This window comes from Nitrospira sp. Nam74 (assembly GCF_965152615.1).
Genome location: NZ_OZ224220.1, coordinates 3865861 through 3885965, shown reverse-complemented (window position 1 = coordinate 3885965; position 20105 = coordinate 3865861). Strand labels below are relative to the sequence as shown.

Here is a 20105-nt window from a genome sequence, read left to right as displayed (position 1 = left end):
CCTCGCGGCTACATGTCACGAAGTGATCATGATCAAGTGTTCGACGACGGGACCGAGCGCAAGCGCGGGGACGAACGTCAGCGCGCCCACCAGCAGGACGACTCCGATGAGGACGGTGACGAACAAGGGCGTGTGAGTGGGTAAGGTTCCCGGCCCGGCGGGGACGATATTCTTGCGTGCCAGCGACCCCGCCAATGCAAGTGTTGGGAGGATAATCCAAAAGCGCGCGAGCAGCATTGCCAGACCACCGCTGGTATTGTAGAAGAATGTGTTAACGTTCAGGCCGCCGAAGGCGCTGCCGTTGTTGTTACCCATCGAGGTATAGGCATACAACACCTCGCTGAACCCGTGTGGGCCGGGATTGAAAATTGACGCCTTTCCGGCCTCCGCGACCGCGACGGCTGTGAGACTCAAGACGATGATCGGCATAATCAAGATGATCAAGGAGGCCATCTTCATTTCATACGGCTCGATTTTCTTTCCAAGGTACTCCGGCGTACGACCGACCATGAGCCCGGCCGCGAATACTGAAATTATGGCAAAGACGATCATGCCGTACAGACCAGACCCTACTCCGCCGAACACCACCTCTCCGAATTGCATGAGGAAGAGCGGGACGAGCCCTCCCAAGGGGGTGTACGAATCGTGCATCGAGTTGACGGACCCGTTGGAAGCGGCGGTCGTGACAGCAGACCACAGGACGGAGTTCGTGATGCCGAACCGCGTTTCTTTCCCCTCCATGTTTCCCCCGGCTTGTCCTAAGTCGGGGGTCTGATTGATGCCGAGGCCGGTAAAGGCCGGATTGCCACTTTGCTCGGACCAGAGTCCTAACGGGATGAAGCACAAGAGAATGATGGTCATTGCCGCAAGGAGTGCCCAACCTTGTCGAGTGTCACCGACCATCATGCCGAAGGTGTAGCAGAGTGAAGCGGGAATGAGCAGGATCGCCAGGGCCTCAAGAAAATTTGACAAGGGCGTCGGATTCTCGAACGGATGGGCGGAATTGACGTTGAAGAAGCCGCCGCCGTTGGTGCCGAGTTGTTTAATCGCGATCTGAGGTGCCGCTGGTCCCACGGCGAGGACTTGCTCCGGCACCGAAGTGCGTTCCGTTTTCGGCTCTCCTTTCTCGTCGAGTACCGGCTGTCCCGTGGAACCGGTCAATGGCTTCTCGTATGTGATGGGCTGAAGAAGGGCCCCGGCATGGTATGCGCCGGTTGTTGATACCGTTCCCTGCCACACGAGGATCAGCGCGAGTATAATTGCGAGCGGTAATAAAATGTACAACGTACCGCGAGTCAGATCGACCCAGAAATTTCCGATGGTCGTGTCGCTCCGCCGTGCCAAGCCGCGAATCAGCGCAACGAGGACGGCCATGCCGGTCGCCGCGGAGACAAAGTTTTGAACGGTCATTCCCAGCATTTGGGTGAAGTAACTCAGGGTGGCCTCGCCGCCGTAGGCTTGCCAGTTGGTATTTGTGACAAAGCTCACCGCCGTGTTGTAGGCAAGGTCCGGCGCGACGGCTGCTAAGCTCGCGGGATTCATCGGCAGAAATGCTTGCACCCGCTGGAGACCATACAGAGCAAGCAGCCCGGCGACGTTGAAGATCACCAGGGCGAGGGCATAGGTCTTCCATTCCATTTCCTCGTCCTCATGGACGCCCGCGAGGCGGTAGAGCCATCGCTCAAAATGACCCAGGATGCGGTCGAGCCCGAACGGCCTGCCGCGGTACACCTGCGCCATATACCAGCCGAGCGGTTTCACCAGCGCAAGCAGAATCGCGAAAAACAGTCCAATTTGAGTGAGCCCGTTGACGGTCATCAGAACCACTCAGGCTTGAGCAGCGCAATCAACAGATAGAGGAGCAGTCCAAGAGACAGCCCACCACCCGCCGCATACCATGCCGTCATCGCGATCTCCTTAGAGTCTGGCAAGGAAATAGAGGAGCCAGGTCGTAACGGTGAAAAAGATCATCATCATCCCCAGCATCATGATGTCTTCCATGGTGTTCCTCCTCGTTAGTGATTCACTGTACTAACCGAGGTATAAAAATGGTGTAAAAAGTGGTGTGCCTCTACGCCGTTCGTTCACCGGTGAATCAACGCCGCTCGTCGTAGGCACTACGGTGAATCGAATGTCCAGATCAGGGCCGCGATCAAGAGGTGTTGCGCGGGGGTCAGCCCAATGACGCCCGGCGCTATTTCGCCACCTTTGTAGAATCCTCCCCCCGGCCCACGCGATTCGTCGTATCGATACTCAAGCCGAGCAATGGTATTGGTCCAGAGATAAGGGAATTTGTACTCGAGTGTCGTCGTGACGGCCTTGATAAACTGCTCAGACCCCGTGAGCCTCCCATTGCGATCCCAATAAAATTCGGGACGGACGGTCGCGCTCCATGGCCCATCGATAACCCAATGGATTGGCAACTGAGCCGCCGTCCAAAAAATGCGCGGCGTCCCCGGCGTCGCGAGTTCTTCGGTTCCGATCTGGTACTCAAATGCAATCGTCAGGGGGTTCTGTTTCCATTCCACAATGCTGTCGGAGAAAAACCGCCAGAATTGCATTGAAGTGTTGGATTGATCTGGGCCGTAATAGATCGTTTCCTTGACGGTCCACGGCCCGGATGGCTTGTATGCCACCTGTGCTCCGTAACTCGGGACACTGTTCGTATTCTGAAGATGAAAATACTCATTAATGATGAAGAGCGTTCCGGCCCACCGGTCATTGAAGGGGTAGGTCGCATTGACGCCGAACATGAGGTAAGGCGTATAGTCTCCGCCCCAGGGGCGCGTGTAGCTAAAGTTGTCCTTGGCATAGAGCGAGTCGTAACCGATGAGACTGTTGAAAAGTCCGGCTTGAATCGTCAGCCCATTCCCGACTGGTGCCAGGTATGACACATTCGCTCGCCCAAACTGCCGATACCAATCTGAGTTCGGTACTTTTGGCTCATTGACCCCAAACCCAAAATTCTTCGCATCCTGCCCACCGTGCACCAGCAATTCCATGCCCATCCGTGATTGTTCAGACACGTCTTTCTTGACATAAATGCCGGCCATGTTTACATCGAGTTCGTTGACGCGCGGTGTAGTGCTGCGATCTCGAAACAGGTGATTCTGCGGGAAGTTAAAGTCGAGGGAATAGCCAAGATCGACAAATCCGCCGTAATGCCACAGCGGCTTTGCAGCCTCCACCCGGGGTTCCTCGGTGGTCGGTGTCTCGATGGGACCTTTACGAGGTTCAGCTTGAACCGGAGTAACAGAGTCGTCTTCGGCGGCGGCTGAGTTGCAGCTCATTAGGAGTACGAGCAGGAGGATGTAGGTCCCCAGACGCAGATTCACAGCGACGTCCTTTTTTGAATGGGCTCAGGTCCCTGTTTCAACCCCCTTGTCGTCCTCAGAATACTGCTGGCGATGTTGGAATGGGGAAAAAACCCTGATCGACCACATAAATATTCTATAAAAATGAAACTGTGTAAGCGGCTTGAGGAGATGTCGTGACGTGAGAACTGGTAGCTGGCCACTTTGAGGAGAAGACGCTATGGCGTCTTCGCGGATTGACCGCGTTTGTCTTCCAGTTCTGTCCAACGGGCATAGAGCTTTTCAACCTGGGCTTGGGCGGCCTCCAGCGCTTCGCATCGCGCTTGCAGTGTGGTAGCGTCGGAAGCCACGGTCGGATCTTCCATTGCAACTTGGCATGCCGCGACGGCATCCTCGGCTTCGACGATCTTTTGTTCCATCTGCTCCCATTCTTGTTGCTCCCGGTAGGTCAGCGCTTTCTTTTTGACCACTGGCGCTGCATTAGTCTGGGACACTGTATCAGGCTGGGATTCCGACCGTGGCCGGCCGCCCGTGTTTCGTGCTTGGGCCGCTTCCCATTGAGCATAGTCAGCAAACCATTCTGCGTTACCCATACCATCCAGTGCTAGGAGCATGGTGGAGACTCGGTCCAGGAGCCATCGATCGTGGGTCACGAGAATTAGTGCTCCAGGAAATTCCAGCAGACTGTCTTCCAACACATCGAGAGTGGGGATATCCAAGTCATTGGTCGGTTCATCGAGGATCAGGAGATCAGCCGGCTGAAGCATCAGCCGCGCGATGAGCAAGCGTGCCTGCTCGCCTCCGGAGAGACGGGCCACCGGCAGGTCCAACTGTTCCGGGCGAAAGAGAAACCTTTTGGCCCAAGAGACGATGTGCACAGAGCGATCCTGATAGACGACGGCGTCGCCAACGGGGGCGAGCGCTCGTCGAAGCGGCATCGTCTGGTCCAAGGACTCCCGGTGCTGCTCGAACGAGACAATGCGGAGGCCTTGGGCACGCACGATTGTTCCGCCATCCGGCTCTAACGTTCCGGCGAGGAGGCGTAGGAGTGTCGTTTTGCCGCTTCCGTTTGGTCCCAGGAGGCCCAACCGCTGTCCGGGCCCCAAGACAAAATCGACCTTTGCGATGATCGGTCTGCCACCGTGTGATTTGGTGAGTTGCTCGACAATCATCAACTGTTTAGACTTGCGCCCGGACGACGTGAAATCGATCTCGGCGGTCGCCTGTCCCGATCGGGCTGTCACCGCCTCCAATTCATGAATCAATCTGCCGGCTGCCTGCACTCGTGCCTTGGCCTTGGTTGCCCGGGCTTTCGGTCCCCGTCGCAGCCATTCCACTTCTCCGCGGACCCGATTGGCCAAGGAAGCTTGATAGTCGGCTTGTGCCTGAAGCAGCGCGTCCCGTTGCTCCAAGAAGTCACTATATCGGCCCTTCGCTTCGAACACGCCATTCTTGTAACAGCGGTTCAACTCCAACATGCGCGACGCGACTGATTCAAGAAATCGCCGGTCGTGACTGACCACGAGAAAAGCTCGTGTCTCGGCTTTGAGCAGAGCTTCGAGCCAGAGGATTCCTTCGACATCCAAATGGTTCGTCGGTTCGTCCAGAAGAAGCACGTCCGGCTCTAGCATTAACGCGCGGACAATGGCCAAGCGCTTCCGCCACCCTCCGGAAAGCGTGGCCACCGTCTGAGCCAAATCGGTAAAGGCGCCGATGCTCAATACCTTTGCGATACGGCCCGTCTGCTCGTGAGGATCGTGTCCTTCGGCAATCAAAACCTCATTAAGGACCTCTTCGACCGTCTGCGTCTCCCCGAAAACGGGTTCCTGCGGCACATACATCACTTGTAACTGGCGTCGAACGGTACGAGTGCCGCCATCCGGTTTCTCGATGCCCGCGAGAATTTTGAGCAGGGTCGATTTGCCGGAGCCGTTAGGACCGACGAGGCCCACATGGTCGCCCTCACATAACGCAAACGAGAGATCGGCGAACAGCGGTTTCATGCCATAGGACTTACTCACGGATTCACAACTGAGGAGAATGGTTGGCGCCATATCTTTCATGAGGCGTCCGAGCCTCCGATCCTTTCTATTGGTGTGCCGGGCGGTAGCATGCAGGATGAGGACGTGAAAAGGCAAGGCCGCATCAGTGCTCGAGGACTTCGGAAGAATCATGTTCGCGCACATCGATACGTTTGCCGACCACCCCGACGTGATTCTGACGGGAAGGATTCGAAAGTTTTACGAAACGTACTGGCCGAAGGTGTGGACCGGATTGCCTTATGCAAAGGTTGGGGTAAGTTGGTTGAGGCCGATGCGCCCTAGCTACGGCCGAAGTAGACCTGGATGTCATGGTGCTTGGGGCAATGGCATTCCCATCGCTCCGTACCGAGGTCATGCCACAAAGACCGACGAATTTGTTACAGGGAAACGAATGAACCTAGCGCTCAGCTTGAATTGGGGCACTGCCGGAGGTGCTCATCAGGTCCGGCGAGCATTAACCGCGAGGAGAGACTTATCTCAGAGATTCCTAGGACGAGCGGCCTCGCAGACGCAGAGTATGCACAGGGTCGATGACTAGCTCATGATGAAGGTACGCGTCGCTAATCGACCTTGCTTAATTCAAGCGCCTTATTAATCGTCATTAAAAGAGCGGTCGGCTGAATGGGTTTTTTAAGAAGAGCGAAGGCGCCATAGTGCAAAGCTAAGTATTCCAAATCCCAATTATCGTCTCCGGTCACAAGAATGACCGGCGTGTTCCGATGAGTTGATTTAATTTCTCGTAAGAAGTCGATGCCGTCATAGCCCGGCATTCGAATATCGCTTAAAATGGCATCGAACGTCATCCCCTCCGTGAACAGCAGAGCGGCTTCCGCAGTTCTCGCTGTTTCAACGACCCCAGGACCTTTCTCCATTCTCAGAATCAATTCAAACGTGGCCAATGCCATCGGATCGTCGTCAATAACGAGTATTCTATCCATTGATCGATACCTTGAAGATTACGGTCAAGCTTGATCAGACACTAGCTAGAGGGAGGGGCGACGACAATCGGGGCTAGTGAACTATCCTGTGATAGTCATGCTCGACTGTCTGTGGTGAATTAGATTACGTATAGAGGCGACGGCCGGGCGGTTGTCCGCTGAGTTACAGGCATACTGGATCCGATTCGTGCAAGGAGGGATCAGGAAGCGCCGCTTATTGGGCGGTACGCAATGACTTTGCGAGGCCGATGGCCGAAAGCGCGTAAATGAACCACTTTGACGGATCGAAATTGTACCAATACGGCCCGTTTCGATAATCACTTTGAAAGGTGTGATGATAATTGTGATACCCTTCGCCAAAGGTGATGAGGGACACCCACCAACTATCCCGGCTCGAATCAAATCGCCCATGCGGCTGCTCTCCCCATAAATGGCAGACGGAGTTAATGCAGAACGTTGAGTTAAGAACGGCAAACGTCCGACCTACGCCGCCCAGTAGAAAGCAGCCAATCCCACCGACCCAACCGCTCTCAATGAGCCCTATGACAAAGGGCAAGGCCAACCCGAAGACCACGATCGGAACATAGTATCGGTGTTGCCACATGACGACGCGGTCCTGTCGCAACCGAGAGGTATATTTTTCGTTGGCCCGGGGATCGTTGTAAAACAGCCACCCACAGTGGCTATACCAAAAACCCCGTTGAGCATTATAGGGGTCCATTTCCCCGTCGCAGTGCGCATGATGACGGATGTGGTCGGAGGCCCATTTGAGGGCGGAATTTTGCAATGCCCACCCGCCGGCAATCATGAGCATCACTTTGACCCAATCCGGGCAATCGAAACTCCGGTGTGACATTAATCGATGGTAGCCGACGGTAATGCCCAATCCCGTAATGATATAGAGAAGCACGAACATCATCCAATCCAACCACGTGTACCCGTAAAGATACCCGAAGGCAGGGACTCCAAACACGGTACCAATAAACATAACAGCAAAAAGAATGATCGTTGCATAGCTACAGGAGGGGACTGCCGGAACAGGGGAAAGCATCGGTGTTTTCATCAAGTGGGTCCTGGGCGAGGTGCTAGGGACGCCTCTCGCGAGGCGTCCCATCTCCTTCTACTACCGGCTGAAGGGGTAGGGACTAGAAGCGGCTACGCCGACCACTGTCGCGGCCCCCACCGCCACCACCGAAACGGCCTCCGCCGCCACCGGAACGCGGTTCTTGTGGCTTCGCCTCGTTAACAGTCAACGTTCGGCCGTCCATCTGAGAGCCATTCAATGCAGCAATCGCAGCATTCGCTTCTTCAGGCGTGGACATTTCGACGAAGCCGAAGCCTCGTGACTGTCCCGTGAACTTATCCGTGATCACGCGGGCCGACTCAACCGTGCCGTGCGCGGCAAATACATCATTCAATTGCGCTTCAGTCGCCGAATACGGCAACCCACCGACATACAGCTTCGAACCCATGGGGGTCCTCCTTATGAGAAAATGATATTGTCTTAGACGCGAGAACGATATAACGATAGGAAGGAACGGCCCGAAGACGCGAATCCATGAGGGCGGCTTTGGTGTGGCTTCCGATCAGATTCCCGGATAAAACAACATCGGTGATGGGTCTTACGATCTGATGCTCCACACGAGACCCTGCATGTTGAAGCTTAAGCAGACTATCAGACACTAGAGTGAAATGCAAATGGTGGTCCCCATTCAAGGGGACCACAATCAAGTGGCATCGCAGTTTTGGTGAGCACGTTCGCCCGGAAGGGCGAATTGCAATCAATTGGAGCAGCAGAGGGTCGCGCTCTTAACTTTTGGCAAGCCGCCATCTAAGGGCCGCTTGCCATATCTGACATGCACCGTGAAGTTTAATAAAGTGGATCCTGCGGACCCCACACAAGCCCCTTCAGGTCAGGATCTTCTGTCGTGTCCGTAGGGCGAGGTTCTTTCTCAATTTTTCGCTGGGCGCGACGCGCTTCCTTATCCTTCTTTTTAAGCTGTTGAACCCGCTCGCGGTTCCGTTTTGCTAGAGTGGCTTTGCCTGGTTTTCCGATGGGTGCCTCCTCGGCGTATGTAACGCCCCCGCTATCCCGCATCAAAGGATGCCGATGACATTCTGCGGGTTCTTGATGGTGTTATGCCTATATCAATGTACTCGCCTACATTCCGTAGGTCGTCCGTGTACGACGTTATATGTATCCGATCAGACAACGAGTTGACCGAGGGATTGAATGCGGATCCTTATTCCGTAGCGCCGCGGCGTCTTTGTCGACCTAATCCAGTCGGCGGCGCATCAATGTGGGATATCTTGCCCACGCTGCGTGTCCGTGTTCCTTGCGCGAGCCCCCGGCTGGCCATCAACGTGACCTCCCGCCGGATTTCCTCTATTGATGGAGTCGTATTCGTTTCTGATGGGTCGGTTAACCCCAATTGTTCCCATCGTACTTTGGGCTTCGCTTTTCCACGTTTATTCCGGGTCTTGCTCCCGTGAGCAGTCATCGGGGTTTTCATAATAATCTCCTTCTTTTCGTCAGGCGTTTCGTCTTGGCAATGAGTTGGTTGACGACGCCTCACGTATGAGGAGCCGGCCCATGCCACACCAACGAGAGAATGATCTTTGTCCGCCTCTCCACGTATGTGTTGTGCATGGGCACTGTTCCTTCTATGACAATGAGTGCGAGCTTTTAAGCAACTGACGGTCCGACTCGTGGGCTATATTCAAGCACCAACGGGTTCGTACAGGACAAAAGCTCTTAGTCGTAGAGAGCAGCGAGCACTGGGAACGGTCGCGGACATTACTGAGGGAGAAGCACTGGAAACGATACGGGACTTTATCAGACTGACGGCGCCGGTGTCAACGCGGCTATTGTGAATCATTCGACGCACCTGACCGTTAGGGGGAATCCCATCGTACTGTCGCTGAAGGAACTTCACAAAGCATCATAATCGATATAGCGGTTACGCTGGTTTTGGGAAAGTTGTCAATCGGTATACTAGTATCCTTGTTGACGGATGCGTTCCCATGCTGTACGATGGAGCTCATCATCATTGCTTATGGTCCGTCGATGGTGATGACTTCTATAAGCGGACCTCGCGATCGCATCGCGCCCAGGTCCTGTTCGGAGCGGACTCCTTCCTGATTCTGCCTCCCCTCGGTTCTCTGAATCCGTGACAATGCGATCATAACGAAAGGATAGTTCTGTGCAGACGACTGCCATGAGTTTTCACGCCCTTGGTGTATCCGAAGGTCTTCTAAGCGATATTGCCAGGGCAGGTTTTACTGAACCAACCTCTATTCAAGCCCAAGCCATTCCTCGCGTTCTCGAGGGGCGTGATGTCATAGGATGCGCGCAGACCGGTACCGGCAAGACAGCCGCTTTTGTGATCCCGCTGATCGAGCGGCTCGCCGCCATGCCGAAGGGACATCCCCGTGCTTTGATTCTGGTGCCGACCAGGGAATTGGCCATCCAGATTCAGGAGGTGATCGATAAGCTTGGCCGCAGCATGCGGATTTTTGCCACGACCATCGTCGGTGGCGCCGATATGCAGGCTCAAGTGAGAGGACTGCGCCAACGTCCTGATATTCTCGTCGCGACGCCGGGTCGATTGTTGGATCATCTCTGGAACGGTACCGTCAATCTGGCGCCGATGAAGGTTCTCGTGTTGGATGAGGCCGACCGCATGCTCGACATGGGGTTCGCGCCACAAATCAACCAAATCTTGGATGCCATGCCGGAAGAACGGCAAACGCTGCTCTTCTCCGCCACGATGCCGGCTGATCTCAACCGTCTTGCGCAAGCGAGCGTGAAAGATCCGGTGAAGGTGATGGTTTCACGGCCGGCGACGACCGCCGTGGGCGTAACCCAGAGCCTGCATCATACGACGCACGACAGTAAGACTGATCTCCTCGTGTCTCTCTTGGGAAAAGAACAGCAGACGGTTCTCGTGTTTACGCGCACCAAGCACCGCGCAGATCGGCTCGGACACGTCTTGGGGAATGTCGGACACAAGGTTGCCGTGATCCATGGGGACCGGACTCTCTCCCAGAGGCGTGCGGCACTCGAAGGGTTTAAGCGCGGCACGTTTCGCATTCTTGTCGCGACGGATATCGCCGCCCGCGGCATCGACGTGGCAAACATCGGCCATGTGGTGAATTATGATTTGCCCAACTGTCCGGAGGACTATGTTCATCGGATCGGCCGAACAGCGCGTATGCATGCGACAGGTCAGGCGACCAGTTTCGTCACCGCCGAAGATCATCTGCAATGGCGCGCGATCGAAAAGCTGCTTGGCCAATCCGTTCCGGTCGCTGCAGGCAGTCCGCCGGCGCACCGGCGCAGCGCTGAACCGGCAAGCCACGCGCGACCTCAACGCAGACGGCCTGCCAGATCGTCTGCGCCCAGAAGGACCTCCACACGGAGTGAGCGCGTCAGTTGATCTCCGGATAGACTGCAAAAATGATCAGGGCCGTCCGGGCAGAATTCTGTTCGGACGGCCCTTCTCTTTTACCGGCGTCAGATGACTCCGCAACTCACCGAATGCCTTAACACGGGGTTGTCACCTATTGGAAGTACCGGGGCCTAGCCACCGCAAGTCTAAGCGGTGGCACGGACTTACTTTTCTACCCAGGGATGCCGACTTTGAATCTTGTTATAGTGGTAATGAGGTTTAATGGCATAGTTGACAAATCGGCCGATCGACACCGCGTTCATAAGACGTAGATACACATCGTGGGGAACGTCGAAGTATTCGTAAAGCCAACCGTCCTCGTCATCGTGGAGAACGAGTCGGTGCCTGTCGCGGTCACAACCAACGTGGCGGGTGCTTGAGGATTTGACTTGGACCAGTTTGATGCGCCTTTGTTTCGTGTGCCTGATTCCGTTCGTTGCTTTCCCACCAGGCTATCTCATACAATTCCGCTCTCTACATTTTGTATCGCGCTCGTTGGTTGAATGCTCGACGGCTTCCCTGTAATGACATGATTAAAGACGCCATTGCCAAACTGGCCGAGAGGATCGACCTCAGTGAAAAAGAGGCCGAAGAGGTCTTGTTTGAAATTATGGATGGTGCCGCCACGCCCGTGCAGATTGCCGCGTACTTGATGGGGCTTCGAATCAAGGGAGAGACTGTGGAAGAAATAGCAGGGTCCGCGCGTGCCATGCGGGCAAGAGCGACACGTATCCGCGTCGCGGATCCGCTAGTCATGGATACCTGTGGAACCGGGGGGGATCAGTCGGGGACGTTCAATATTTCAACAACGGCGGCGTTTATCGTGGCAGGTAGCGGCGTGACGGTCGCCAAGCATGGGAATCGATCCGTATCCTCGCGATGTGGGAGTGCGGACGTATTGACTGCATTGGGGGTCAAGATCGATCTCCCGGTTGACCGAGTTGGAGAGTGCGTGGACGAGGTCGGCATCGGGTTTATGTTTGCGCCGATGTTTCACGGAGCCATGAAGCATTGTGCCGGGCCGCGGCAGGAGTTAGGTGTGCGCACGCTCCTCAATATTCTTGGCCCTCTCAGCAATCCGGCCGGAGCGACCATGCAAGTACTCGGTGTCTATGACTACGGTTTGACGGAACTGATGGCGAAGGTGCTGGTACATCTCGGTACGCAGCACTGTTTTTCAGTGCATGGCATGGACGGATTGGACGAGGTGACGCTGACCGATCGGACATGGGTCTCGGAAGGCAAGGCAGGCGTCGTGTCGAGTTATTTTATCGAACCGAAGAATTTCGGTCTGGAGCGCGTGCGGCTGAAGGATCTCAGCGGCGGAACGGCGGACGAAAACGCCCGGATTACCCGCGACGTTCTCAGTGGGCGCAAGGGGGCCAGGCGAGACATCGTATGCCTGAATGCCGCTCTTGCCTTGGTGGCAGGAAAAAGAGCGAAGACGCTCACGGAAGGATTCGAGTTGGCGGGCCGAGTGATTGAGAGCGGGGCTGCGATGGAAAAGTTGGAGCGATTGATCGAGTTTACGAATAAATGAAATGAAGAGGAGGGAACAAAGGACGTCGCTTCCGTGCTCGCGCACCGCGCACGCTAAGAAGGTGCTCAGTGGACGCGCGCAGTGGAACCGACATCCTTCGTTCCCTCCAAGATCGGATCTGTTCGTCCGTATGAAGGAGCTCAATTAAGGAAGATGATTCTCGATCGGATTGTGGAACATAAGCGGGCTGAGGTCCGGCATAAGCAGAGCCGTGGATATTTGAGTGAATTGAAGGGCAAGATTGCGGATCGTATGCCACCCTTATTGTTTGTGCTGACGCTCGAGGCGACGCGAAAGCCGACGAGTCCGGCGTTGATTGCAGAGGTGAAGCGCGCATCCCCCAGTCTTGGGTTCATCAAAGAAGAGTTTAAAGACGTATTCGACCCCGTCGCTATTGCGGAACAGTATAGAGACCACGGGGCGTCATGTCTTTCAGTGTTGACAGATGAGACATTTTTTCATGGAAGCCTGCAATATCTCCAGTCGGTGAAGAGCAAGGTCGGCCTGCCGACTTTGAACAAAGAATTCATGGTCCATGACATTCAGTTCTATGAAGCCCGGGCCCATGGGGCTGATGCCGTGCTCCTCATTGTTGCGGCGCTGGAACGGCGACAATTGATCGACTTTTATGCATTGGCCCGGGACCTGTCTCTCGATGTGTTGATCGAAGTGCATCATGAACGTGAACTCGATACCGTCCTAGAATGGCTGCCCGATGCCCGATTGATCGGCATCAACAATCGAGACCTCACTACGTTCACAACAGACTTGAATACGACGTTTCGGTTAGCCAGCCGCATTCCGAAAGATAAAGTCATCGTGAGCGAGAGCGGAATACATACGCGCGATGATGTGAAGCGTTTTGTCGATACCGATATCCACGCCATGCTCGTGGGCGAGTCGTTGATCCGCGCACCGGATATTGGGAAGAAGGTTCGAGAGTTACTTGGCAGAGAACAGGAATCTTCCACGCGTGTCTAATCCAACCATCCCATTCGTTGCGGCGATTGCGATGGCGGTCGCGTGGATGCTTGTCCCCTTAGCGTTCGGCCAGGTGATGGGTGAAGAGGCCGAGCTGGAGCGGTTGCAACATAAAGCCGAGGAGGCCATCGCGAATGACGATGCCGACGGGGCTGCCATGAACATGGGCAAGGCCGCGCTGATGGCCGGACAACTGGCAAATCGGCAAAAAGACGCCGGACGCAGTCAATGGTACCGTGGCGCCGAGTCGCTCTTCCGTGCTCAAGAACACACCTATCGGGCGCAAGCGCTTTTCATGCGCGCAGGCGGTCAACTCCCGGCATCGTCGGGCGTGTGCGGATCGATGACCCTTGCGAAACAGTCTCTCGGGAAAGCGGTGACCCTTTTGGTCGATGCCGATCCCGGCGACGGACGATTGCAACATCTCCACACAATCGCGACGGAATGGGTGAAGACAATCGACGGGATGACTGCTGAGTTTCAGTGCAGCTCATAGCGGCGAGTCTGATAACCACGATGGCCTACAAAGTTAAAATCTGTGGTATCACGAATTCCGATGATGCGCTCGCTGCGGTGGAGGCAGGGGCGGATGCACTGGGTTTTGTCTTCTACAAGGGCAGTTCTCGATATGTGACCGCTGACGTTGTCCGACGAATCATTGCGTCGCTTCCGCCGTTCGTTATGCCGGTGGGGGTATTCGTGAACGAAGATATAAAGGTAGTCCGTGATCTGATGGATTCGTGTGGGTTGGCGCTGGCCCAATTGCACGGCGATGAGCCGGCGGCGTATTGCGAACAGCTTGGGCGGCCTGTCTTCAAGGCCGTTCGATTGCGCGACATGGGGAGCTTTTTATCCCTTGCTGAATATAAGGGACGGGCCGGAGTCCGCGGATTGGTCATCGATACCTATTCGGAGTCCGCCTATGGTGGAACGGGCCAGACAACCGATTGGTCTTTGGCTGCCGAAGCGGCGAAAGCGGCGCCGGTCCTGTTGGCCGGAGGACTGACACCGGAAAATGTCGGTGAAGCGATCATCAAAGTCAGGCCGTATGGCGTCGACGTCAGTAGCGGAGTAGAGGCGTCTCCCGGCAAAAAAGATCATGCGAAAGTGAAGGCGTTTATTGAGGCCGCCAAGCTTGTCTCCGATCAAAGGTAACGCTATACTCGCCCGCACGCCTTCATGAGGCCTATCCACGAATGTGTAACAAGAACGATTCACCACCATGGCACTGATTCCCGACAAACGAGGCCGCTTTGGACAATTCGGCGGTCGGTATGTTCCCGAAACACTCATGCCGGCGCTGCTCGAATTGGAACAGGCCTATGCCGGGGCGCGCAAAGACCGATCGTTTCAGGGTGAGCTCAATCGCTATTTGAAAGATTATGTGGGACGGCCCACCTCGCTCTATTTTGCCGAGCGGCTCACGAAAACACTCGGTGGGGCGAAAATTTATTTGAAGCGTGAAGATCTGGCGCACACTGGCGCCCACAAAATCAATAACTCCATCGGACAAGCCTTACTGACACGCCGAATGAAAAAACACCGTGTCATCGCCGAGACCGGCGCAGGTCAGCACGGGGTCTCTGTGGCCACCGTGGCGGCTATGTTCGGGCTGACGTGTGAGATCTACATGGGCACGGAAGACATGGAGCGGCAATCTCTGAACGTCTTTCGGATGCGATTGCTCGGCGCGACCGTGACCGGTGTCAATGCAGGAAGTCGTACGCTGAAGGATGCGATCAATGAGGCCATGCGAGATTGGACCACTCATGTCGGCACGACACATTACATCCTGGGATCAGTCTTGGGTGCGCACCCGTACCCCATGCTGATCCGAGACTTTCAATCAGTCATTGGACGGGAGGCGCGGCGACAAATCATGGCGGCAGAAGGCCGATTACCCGATTATCTGGTGGCGTGTGTCGGGGGCGGCAGCAACTCGATTGGTCTCTTCCATCCTTTCTTGAACGATGCACAGGTCAAGATGATCGGCGTCGAAGCGGGCGGAACGGGCATTGAGAGCGGCAAGCACGCGGCACGGTTTGCAGGTGGTCGCCCAGGAGTACTGCACGGCACCATGACCTATCTCTTGCAAGATACCGATGGCCAGGTCAACCTGACGCATTCCGTCTCAGCAGGACTGGACTATGCCGCCATTGGTCCCGAGCACAGCCATTTGCATGACACCGGCCGTGTGGGCTATACCTCGGCCACCGATGATGAAGCGATGGTGGCGTTTGATTTGTTGTCACGAGAAGAGGGAATCATTCCCGCCTTGGAGAGTTCGCATGCTATTGCGGAAGTCATCAAGCTGGCCCCGACGCTGAAAAAACGGCAGATCATTATCGTGAATCTCTCAGGACGTGGCGACAAGGACGTTAATCAGGTCGCGCGAATGAAAGGGGTCGCGCTGTGAGGATGCTGAGCATCCTCTAGAGCACTCAAGACGATGAACCGAATCGACACCACATTTGCCCGCCTCAAAGCGACGGGTGAAAAGGCGCTGATTGCTTATATTATGGCAGGCGATCCCTGCCTGGCCGAGACCGAATCATTGGTGTTCCAGTTGGAAAAGGCCGGAGCCGACGTTATTGAGCTCGGCGTTCCGTTTTCCGATCCGATTGCGGACGGGCCGGTGATTCAAAAGGCCGCTGAGCGCGCCTTGCAAAGCGGCACGTCCCTGCGGAAAATACTTGAAACGGTGACTCGTCTCCGGCTGCGAACTCAAGTTCCGTTGGTCCTCATGGCGTACTACAATAGCATTCACGCGTTTGGAGAAGCAGCATTTTGCCGCGCCGCGGCGAGTGCGGGGATCGACGGGCTCATCGTGCCGGACATGCCGCCTGAAGAAGATGCGTTGTTGGCAGCGGAAGCGTGTGACGGTGGGCCACATTTAATATACTTGCTCGCGCCGACGAGTACTCCCAATCGATTTGCCCAAGTGGCTCGGCGGTCGAAGGGCTTTCTCTATTACGTGTCCCTCACCGGAATCACGGGGGCGCAATTACCCGATCTTGAAGGCGTGAGGCGTAACATCGCAAAGATTCGACGGCTCACGAAGGTACCGATCGCGATCGGCTTTGGTGTCGCGACGCCGGACGACGCCCGACGCGTCGGGGAAATTGGCGACGGGGTGATTGTGGGAAGTGCGATCGTTCGGCGTATCGAAGAATTTCGTGAGCAACCTAATATGGCTGAGAAAGTCGGTGAGTACGTGTCGTCCTTGAAGGCGGCCGTGGTCAGCAGTTCTGCAACCGCCGTCGGATAAATTCGGTCCTTCGATCCTCGGTTTTCGTAACGCAGCACTACGCAGGGAGAAGCGATGGCATCAGCTCCGGGGCGGAAACGCCGCGCACCCGACAAGCTGAACCGACGTCTCTCTAACTCTCCATCGCGGTCTTCACCGCCAAAATTACCGACCGCGAAGGATTCGCCGGTTCGGCGAAATACGGTGGCATCGACCCACCCCTCCCAAGCTGAACCTCTTGCACATGCGACCATTCAGCGGCTTCGGAGATTGCAGGAAATCACCGCGCTTCTTAACTCCAGTCTAAAGCCCGCAGAGATCAGGACCCAGGCGATCGAGGCGGCGACGATCGTGATGGAAGCCGAGGCCGGCTCCTTGCTGTTGCTGGACGAAGGCACCGGAGAGCTGTACTTCGAGGTTGCGCATGGCGCAAAGGGAGAAAGCGTCCGGCAGATACGTCTTAAGGTCGGACAAGGGATTGCCGGACATGTGGCGAAGACCGGTCAGCCGATCATTGTGAACGATGTGCAGCACGACTCGCGGTTTTCTTCCCAGGCAGACAAGAAAAGCGGATTTGTGACGCGAAACATGGTCTGCGTTCCAGTCACCGCGCGAGACAAGTTGCTCGGCGTACTCCAGGCGATTAACAAAAAAGACGGCGGGGAATTTGGCCAGGATGATCTTCACGATTTCATTGCCCTCGGTCATCAAGTCGGCATCGCGATTGAAAATGCCAATCTGTATGAAGAGATCAACCGTTTGTTCGAAGGTTTCATTTCGGCGAGTGTGCTGGCCATCGAAAGCCGTGACCCGACCACCAGTGGCCACAGCGGCCGTGTGGCGACCCTTACGTGCGGGTTGGCCGAAATGGTGGATGGTCTCGACTACGGTTGCTATGCCGGCGTGACGTTTACGGATGATCAAATGAAAGAGATCCGGTACGCTGCCCTGTTGCACGACTTCGGTAAGGTGGGGGTGCGAGAACCCATTTTGATCAAAGCGCAGAAGCTGTTTCCAGGTGACCTTGCACTTTTGAAGGCGCGCTTTGACTTTATTAAGCGGACGTGGGAGGTCCAGGCGCTCCGTCGAAAGGTGGAACTGCTGATGTCCGGCGAGCGCATGGCCACGGTGGCGCTTCTTGCCGAGGTGGACCAGGACCTAGCTCGCCGAATCGAAGAGACGGAGGGCATTCTGGAATTCCTCCTTCAGGCCAATCAACCGACGCTTTTACAGAAGGGCGGGTTCGAGCGGCTACATGAGATTGCCGGTCGACGCTATGAAGGCTTCGACGGCGATGAACCCTATCTCACGCCGCAGGAGGTACTGATCCTGTCGATTCCGAAGGGCAGTTTGACGGCCGAAGAACGACTTGAGATCGAAAGCCATGTGACCCATACCTATCGCTTTCTCTCGACCATCCCATGGACCAAAGCCCTGAAGAACATTCCCTTGATCGCTTATAGCCATCATGAAAAGCTGGATGGCACGGGATATCCGCGTCAAGCGCCGGGCGACAGTATTCCTTTGCAGGCACGCATGATCGCGATCTGCGATATTTACGATGCGCTGACGGCGTCCGACCGGCCGTACAAAACGGCCGTCCCACATCACGCCGCGCTTGAAATCCTGGAAGCGGAAGTGAAGAGCGGGAAAGTGGAGAAGGATCTCTTTGAGGTGTTTGTGGAGGCGAAAGTGTATCAGCGACTGAGCGGATAGAGTCGGTTGAGGAGACCCTCTCGACCTAGGGAATGTATTTGACCATGTATTCCGAGAGTTCAGTCGCCATGTCCTTGAGGCTGGGCTTGAAGAACATATAGGTCTTTGATTTTTCGTGCCGGCCCTTCCAGATAATCGCGCCATGCTTCGTATCGATCAAACGCATGGACAGGCCGATCCGTGCCGCATTTTCCCCTTCTGACCGACGATATTCCCATGAATTGACGCGGACGACCAGGAGAGAGTCAACCTTCAAGGCCTTGCCTAATTTGACGGCCGCCTCTTGCTCGGAGAGTCCGGTCGATTCGAGAGTCGATAGTAATTTGGCAAACGTTTCCCTGGCATCGTTGGAATTGATCAGAAAGTCATTGACCTGTTCGGGATCCATCACCTCGCTATAACGTTTCGCCTTCTTCAATGTGGTGGTAACCACTTCATGTGCGATCTCACGCGAGCCCTCCAGCGCCCCAATGATCGGTGGCAGCACGGCAATGGATCCTGGCCGAAAGGCCGAGGCCCCTGGACCTTCCCACGTTTCTTGCAAGCCGCCGCATCCGGAAAGGATCGCCGTCAGCAGCACGATTCCAATTCCAACATAGGAGCGCCATTTGACGTGCCTCATTACTCTGTGCCTCATCGTCTAGCTATTAAAACGTCATGGAGATGGAGCCTGAAGCCAAGGCCTGCCCTTTATCGAAATCATACCCACCACCCACGTCGATCCGAAGCGCGAAAAACCTGATCCCAAAGCCGGCGGTCGGCGTAAACGTGGACTTGGCATCTTCCACATTCTTCAAGACGCCGATGCGCAAGGCGAGAAATTCGCCCAAAATCGTTTGCTCGGCTCCGGCGCTCAAAACGCGGCTCTTCACTCCCGGCACCAACGTTTTGTTGGACGTGATATCTCCATCAAAGGTTAATGTCAGCGAAGAGTCGGGGTTGACTGCAATACCGCCTCGGACTTGCGGACCAAGTTGAAACTGGCTCCCGTCAGGCGCGTCAAATGTTGGCGCAGTCAGGTCCTTGCCGACAACGCCCATTCGCAACCACGACGTCGGTCGAAAGACAGCCCCGACATCGACACTCACGGCTGTCGACAGTTTGGCTTTGCCGAAGCTGTCCTTGATATTGTCGCTGTTATTCGCCCCATTAACATCTAATAACCCTGTATACGCCGCCCCTTGAATGGCCTTCACCGTTGCACCGATCGACAGGGTGCGGTCGGCAAACGCATATGCATAGGAGAAGGCGGCTTGCCGGGCTTCGAGGCCGCGGACTGCGAATTGTCCGTTCACTTGAAAAGGCCCTGCGCCGGTCACTGATATAGGGGTTTTCACGAAGCCACCGCTGGTGGCGACGTCGGACACGTTAAATCCAAACGCGGAGTTTCCCCAATAACCTTTAAAGTACAAACCAGCTGAGCCGATTCCGGACACCGTGGCTCCAGGCTGATTAAGTTTGTTGGCTAGACCTTGAGCTTGGCTGATGTTCGCCGGGTTCGTCTTGTTGAGATCGTTAATTTCTTTGACCGTATCGATGACGCCAAGCCGGTCAATACCATGCACGCTGCCCTGTACACGTATGTCTACGGTTTGAGACATGGCAAGTCCGGCCGGATTCCAATAAGTCGCCAGAGAGTCGGTGGTGACCGCTACGCCCGCGCCGCCCATGCCTGCCGCGCGTGGGCCGACAATTGCGAATTCGACGGCGTGAGCCGCGAAGGGGACGTGCGACCCCAAGATCACAAGAATGCCCAAAAAAGCCTGGCGGATCAGCACAGCCTGTCTCATGGCGCCTTCGGGAAAGGGGCCCCTCATATGCAGAACATACCAAACCTACGGGAAAACGCCTCTCGCGTCAAGAATTCGGCATGGAA

General features: G+C 55.6%; 19 protein-coding genes. 8 read left to right on the top strand and 11 right to left on the bottom strand.

What is annotated here, in order from left to right; all coding sequences use genetic code 11:
• Positions 1-15: 15 nt before the first annotated feature.
• The 8 genes from kdpA to ACWHYZ_RS18205 all read right to left on the bottom strand — a co-directional run bounded on the left by kdpA (position 16) and on the right by ACWHYZ_RS18205 (position 8807).
• Positions 16-1818 carry a potassium-transporting ATPase subunit KdpA gene (gene kdpA, locus ACWHYZ_RS18240; protein ID WP_447984098.1) on the bottom strand — a complete coding sequence of 601 codons (1803 nt, stop codon included), beginning with the start codon at positions 1816-1818 and terminating at the stop codon, positions 16-18.
• Positions 1818-1907 carry a potassium-transporting ATPase subunit F gene (locus ACWHYZ_RS18235; RefSeq protein WP_447984097.1) on the bottom strand — a complete coding sequence of 30 codons (90 nt, stop codon included), beginning with the start codon at positions 1905-1907 and terminating at the stop codon, positions 1818-1820. The genes kdpA and ACWHYZ_RS18235 overlap by 1 nt, the downstream gene beginning before the upstream one ends.
• Before the next feature lie 210 nt (positions 1908-2117).
• The gene (locus tag ACWHYZ_RS18230; protein WP_447984096.1) at positions 2118-3335 is read right to left on the bottom strand and encodes an outer membrane beta-barrel protein; all 1218 of its coding nucleotides are present in this window, start codon (positions 3333-3335) and stop codon (positions 2118-2120) included.
• A gap of 197 nt (positions 3336-3532) precedes the next feature.
• A complete protein-coding gene (locus ACWHYZ_RS18225) occupies positions 3533-5377 on the bottom strand; it encodes an ABC-F family ATP-binding cassette domain-containing protein (protein WP_447984095.1) in 1845 nt (614 codons plus the stop codon).
• Between the two features lie 539 nt (positions 5378-5916).
• A complete protein-coding gene (locus tag ACWHYZ_RS18220) occupies positions 5917-6294 on the bottom strand; it encodes a response regulator (protein ID WP_447984094.1) in 378 nt (125 codons plus the stop codon).
• Positions 6295-6508: 214 nt separating this feature from the next.
• Complete coding sequence (locus ACWHYZ_RS18215; RefSeq protein WP_447984093.1) at positions 6509-7357, bottom strand: acyl-CoA desaturase; 849 nt, start codon at positions 7355-7357, stop codon at positions 6509-6511.
• 82 nt (positions 7358-7439) lie between these two features.
• Positions 7440-7766 (bottom strand): RNA recognition motif domain-containing protein, encoded by a 327-nt coding sequence (locus tag ACWHYZ_RS18210; RefSeq protein WP_447984092.1) that lies wholly within the window; start codon positions 7764-7766, stop codon positions 7440-7442.
• 771 nt (positions 7767-8537) lie between these two features.
• A complete protein-coding gene (locus tag ACWHYZ_RS18205) occupies positions 8538-8807 on the bottom strand; it encodes a hypothetical protein (RefSeq protein ID WP_447984091.1) in 270 nt (89 codons plus the stop codon).
• A 690-nt stretch (positions 8808-9497) separates the two neighbouring features.
• On the opposite strand from ACWHYZ_RS18205, the gene ACWHYZ_RS18200 reads away from it, so the two are divergent.
• The gene (locus tag ACWHYZ_RS18200) at positions 9498-10733 is read left to right on the top strand and encodes a DEAD/DEAH box helicase (protein WP_447984090.1); all 1236 of its coding nucleotides are present in this window, start codon (positions 9498-9500) and stop codon (positions 10731-10733) included.
• Between the two features lie 176 nt (positions 10734-10909).
• On the opposite strand, the gene ACWHYZ_RS18195 is transcribed toward ACWHYZ_RS18200, so the two are convergent.
• The gene (locus tag ACWHYZ_RS18195) at positions 10910-11143 is read right to left on the bottom strand and encodes a KTSC domain-containing protein (protein WP_447987609.1); all 234 of its coding nucleotides are present in this window, start codon (positions 11141-11143) and stop codon (positions 10910-10912) included.
• Between the two features lie 131 nt (positions 11144-11274).
• On the opposite strand from ACWHYZ_RS18195, the gene trpD reads away from it, so the two are divergent.
• From trpD to ACWHYZ_RS18160, 7 genes are all read left to right on the top strand, one after another.
• Positions 11275-12285 carry an anthranilate phosphoribosyltransferase gene (gene trpD / locus ACWHYZ_RS18190; protein WP_447984089.1) on the top strand — a complete coding sequence of 337 codons (1011 nt, stop codon included), beginning with the start codon at positions 11275-11277 and terminating at the stop codon, positions 12283-12285.
• Positions 12286-12366: 81 nt separating this feature from the next.
• Positions 12367-13266 (top strand): indole-3-glycerol phosphate synthase TrpC, encoded by a 900-nt coding sequence (trpC, locus tag ACWHYZ_RS18185; RefSeq protein WP_447984088.1) that lies wholly within the window; start codon positions 12367-12369, stop codon positions 13264-13266.
• Complete coding sequence (locus ACWHYZ_RS18180) at positions 13259-13762, top strand: hypothetical protein (protein WP_447984087.1); 504 nt, start codon at positions 13259-13261, stop codon at positions 13760-13762. The genes trpC and ACWHYZ_RS18180 overlap by 8 nt, the downstream gene beginning before the upstream one ends.
• Positions 13763-13782: 20 nt before the next feature.
• A complete protein-coding gene (locus ACWHYZ_RS18175; RefSeq protein WP_447984086.1) occupies positions 13783-14421 on the top strand; it encodes a phosphoribosylanthranilate isomerase in 639 nt (212 codons plus the stop codon).
• Positions 14422-14488: 67 nt separating this feature from the next.
• Positions 14489-15682 (top strand): tryptophan synthase subunit beta, encoded by a 1194-nt coding sequence (trpB, locus tag ACWHYZ_RS18170; RefSeq protein WP_447984085.1) that lies wholly within the window; start codon positions 14489-14491, stop codon positions 15680-15682.
• 33 nt (positions 15683-15715) lie between these two features.
• Positions 15716-16534, top strand: a complete 819-nt coding sequence (gene trpA, locus ACWHYZ_RS18165) for a tryptophan synthase subunit alpha (protein ID WP_447984084.1) — start codon at positions 15716-15718, stop codon at positions 16532-16534.
• Positions 16535-16588: 54 nt separating this feature from the next.
• Positions 16589-18229, top strand: a complete 1641-nt coding sequence (locus ACWHYZ_RS18160) for an HD domain-containing phosphohydrolase (protein ID WP_447984083.1) — start codon at positions 16589-16591, stop codon at positions 18227-18229.
• A 25-nt stretch (positions 18230-18254) separates the two neighbouring features.
• On the opposite strand, the gene ACWHYZ_RS18155 is transcribed toward ACWHYZ_RS18160, so the two are convergent.
• Positions 18255-18851: a hypothetical protein gene (locus ACWHYZ_RS18155; protein ID WP_447984082.1), complete on the bottom strand. Its 597-nt coding sequence runs from the start codon at positions 18849-18851 to the stop codon at positions 18255-18257.
• A 25-nt stretch (positions 18852-18876) separates the two neighbouring features.
• Positions 18877-20019, bottom strand: a complete 1143-nt coding sequence (gene traF / locus ACWHYZ_RS18150) for a conjugal transfer protein TraF (RefSeq protein ID WP_447984081.1) — start codon at positions 20017-20019, stop codon at positions 18877-18879.
• Between the last annotated feature and the right edge of the window lie 86 nt (positions 20020-20105).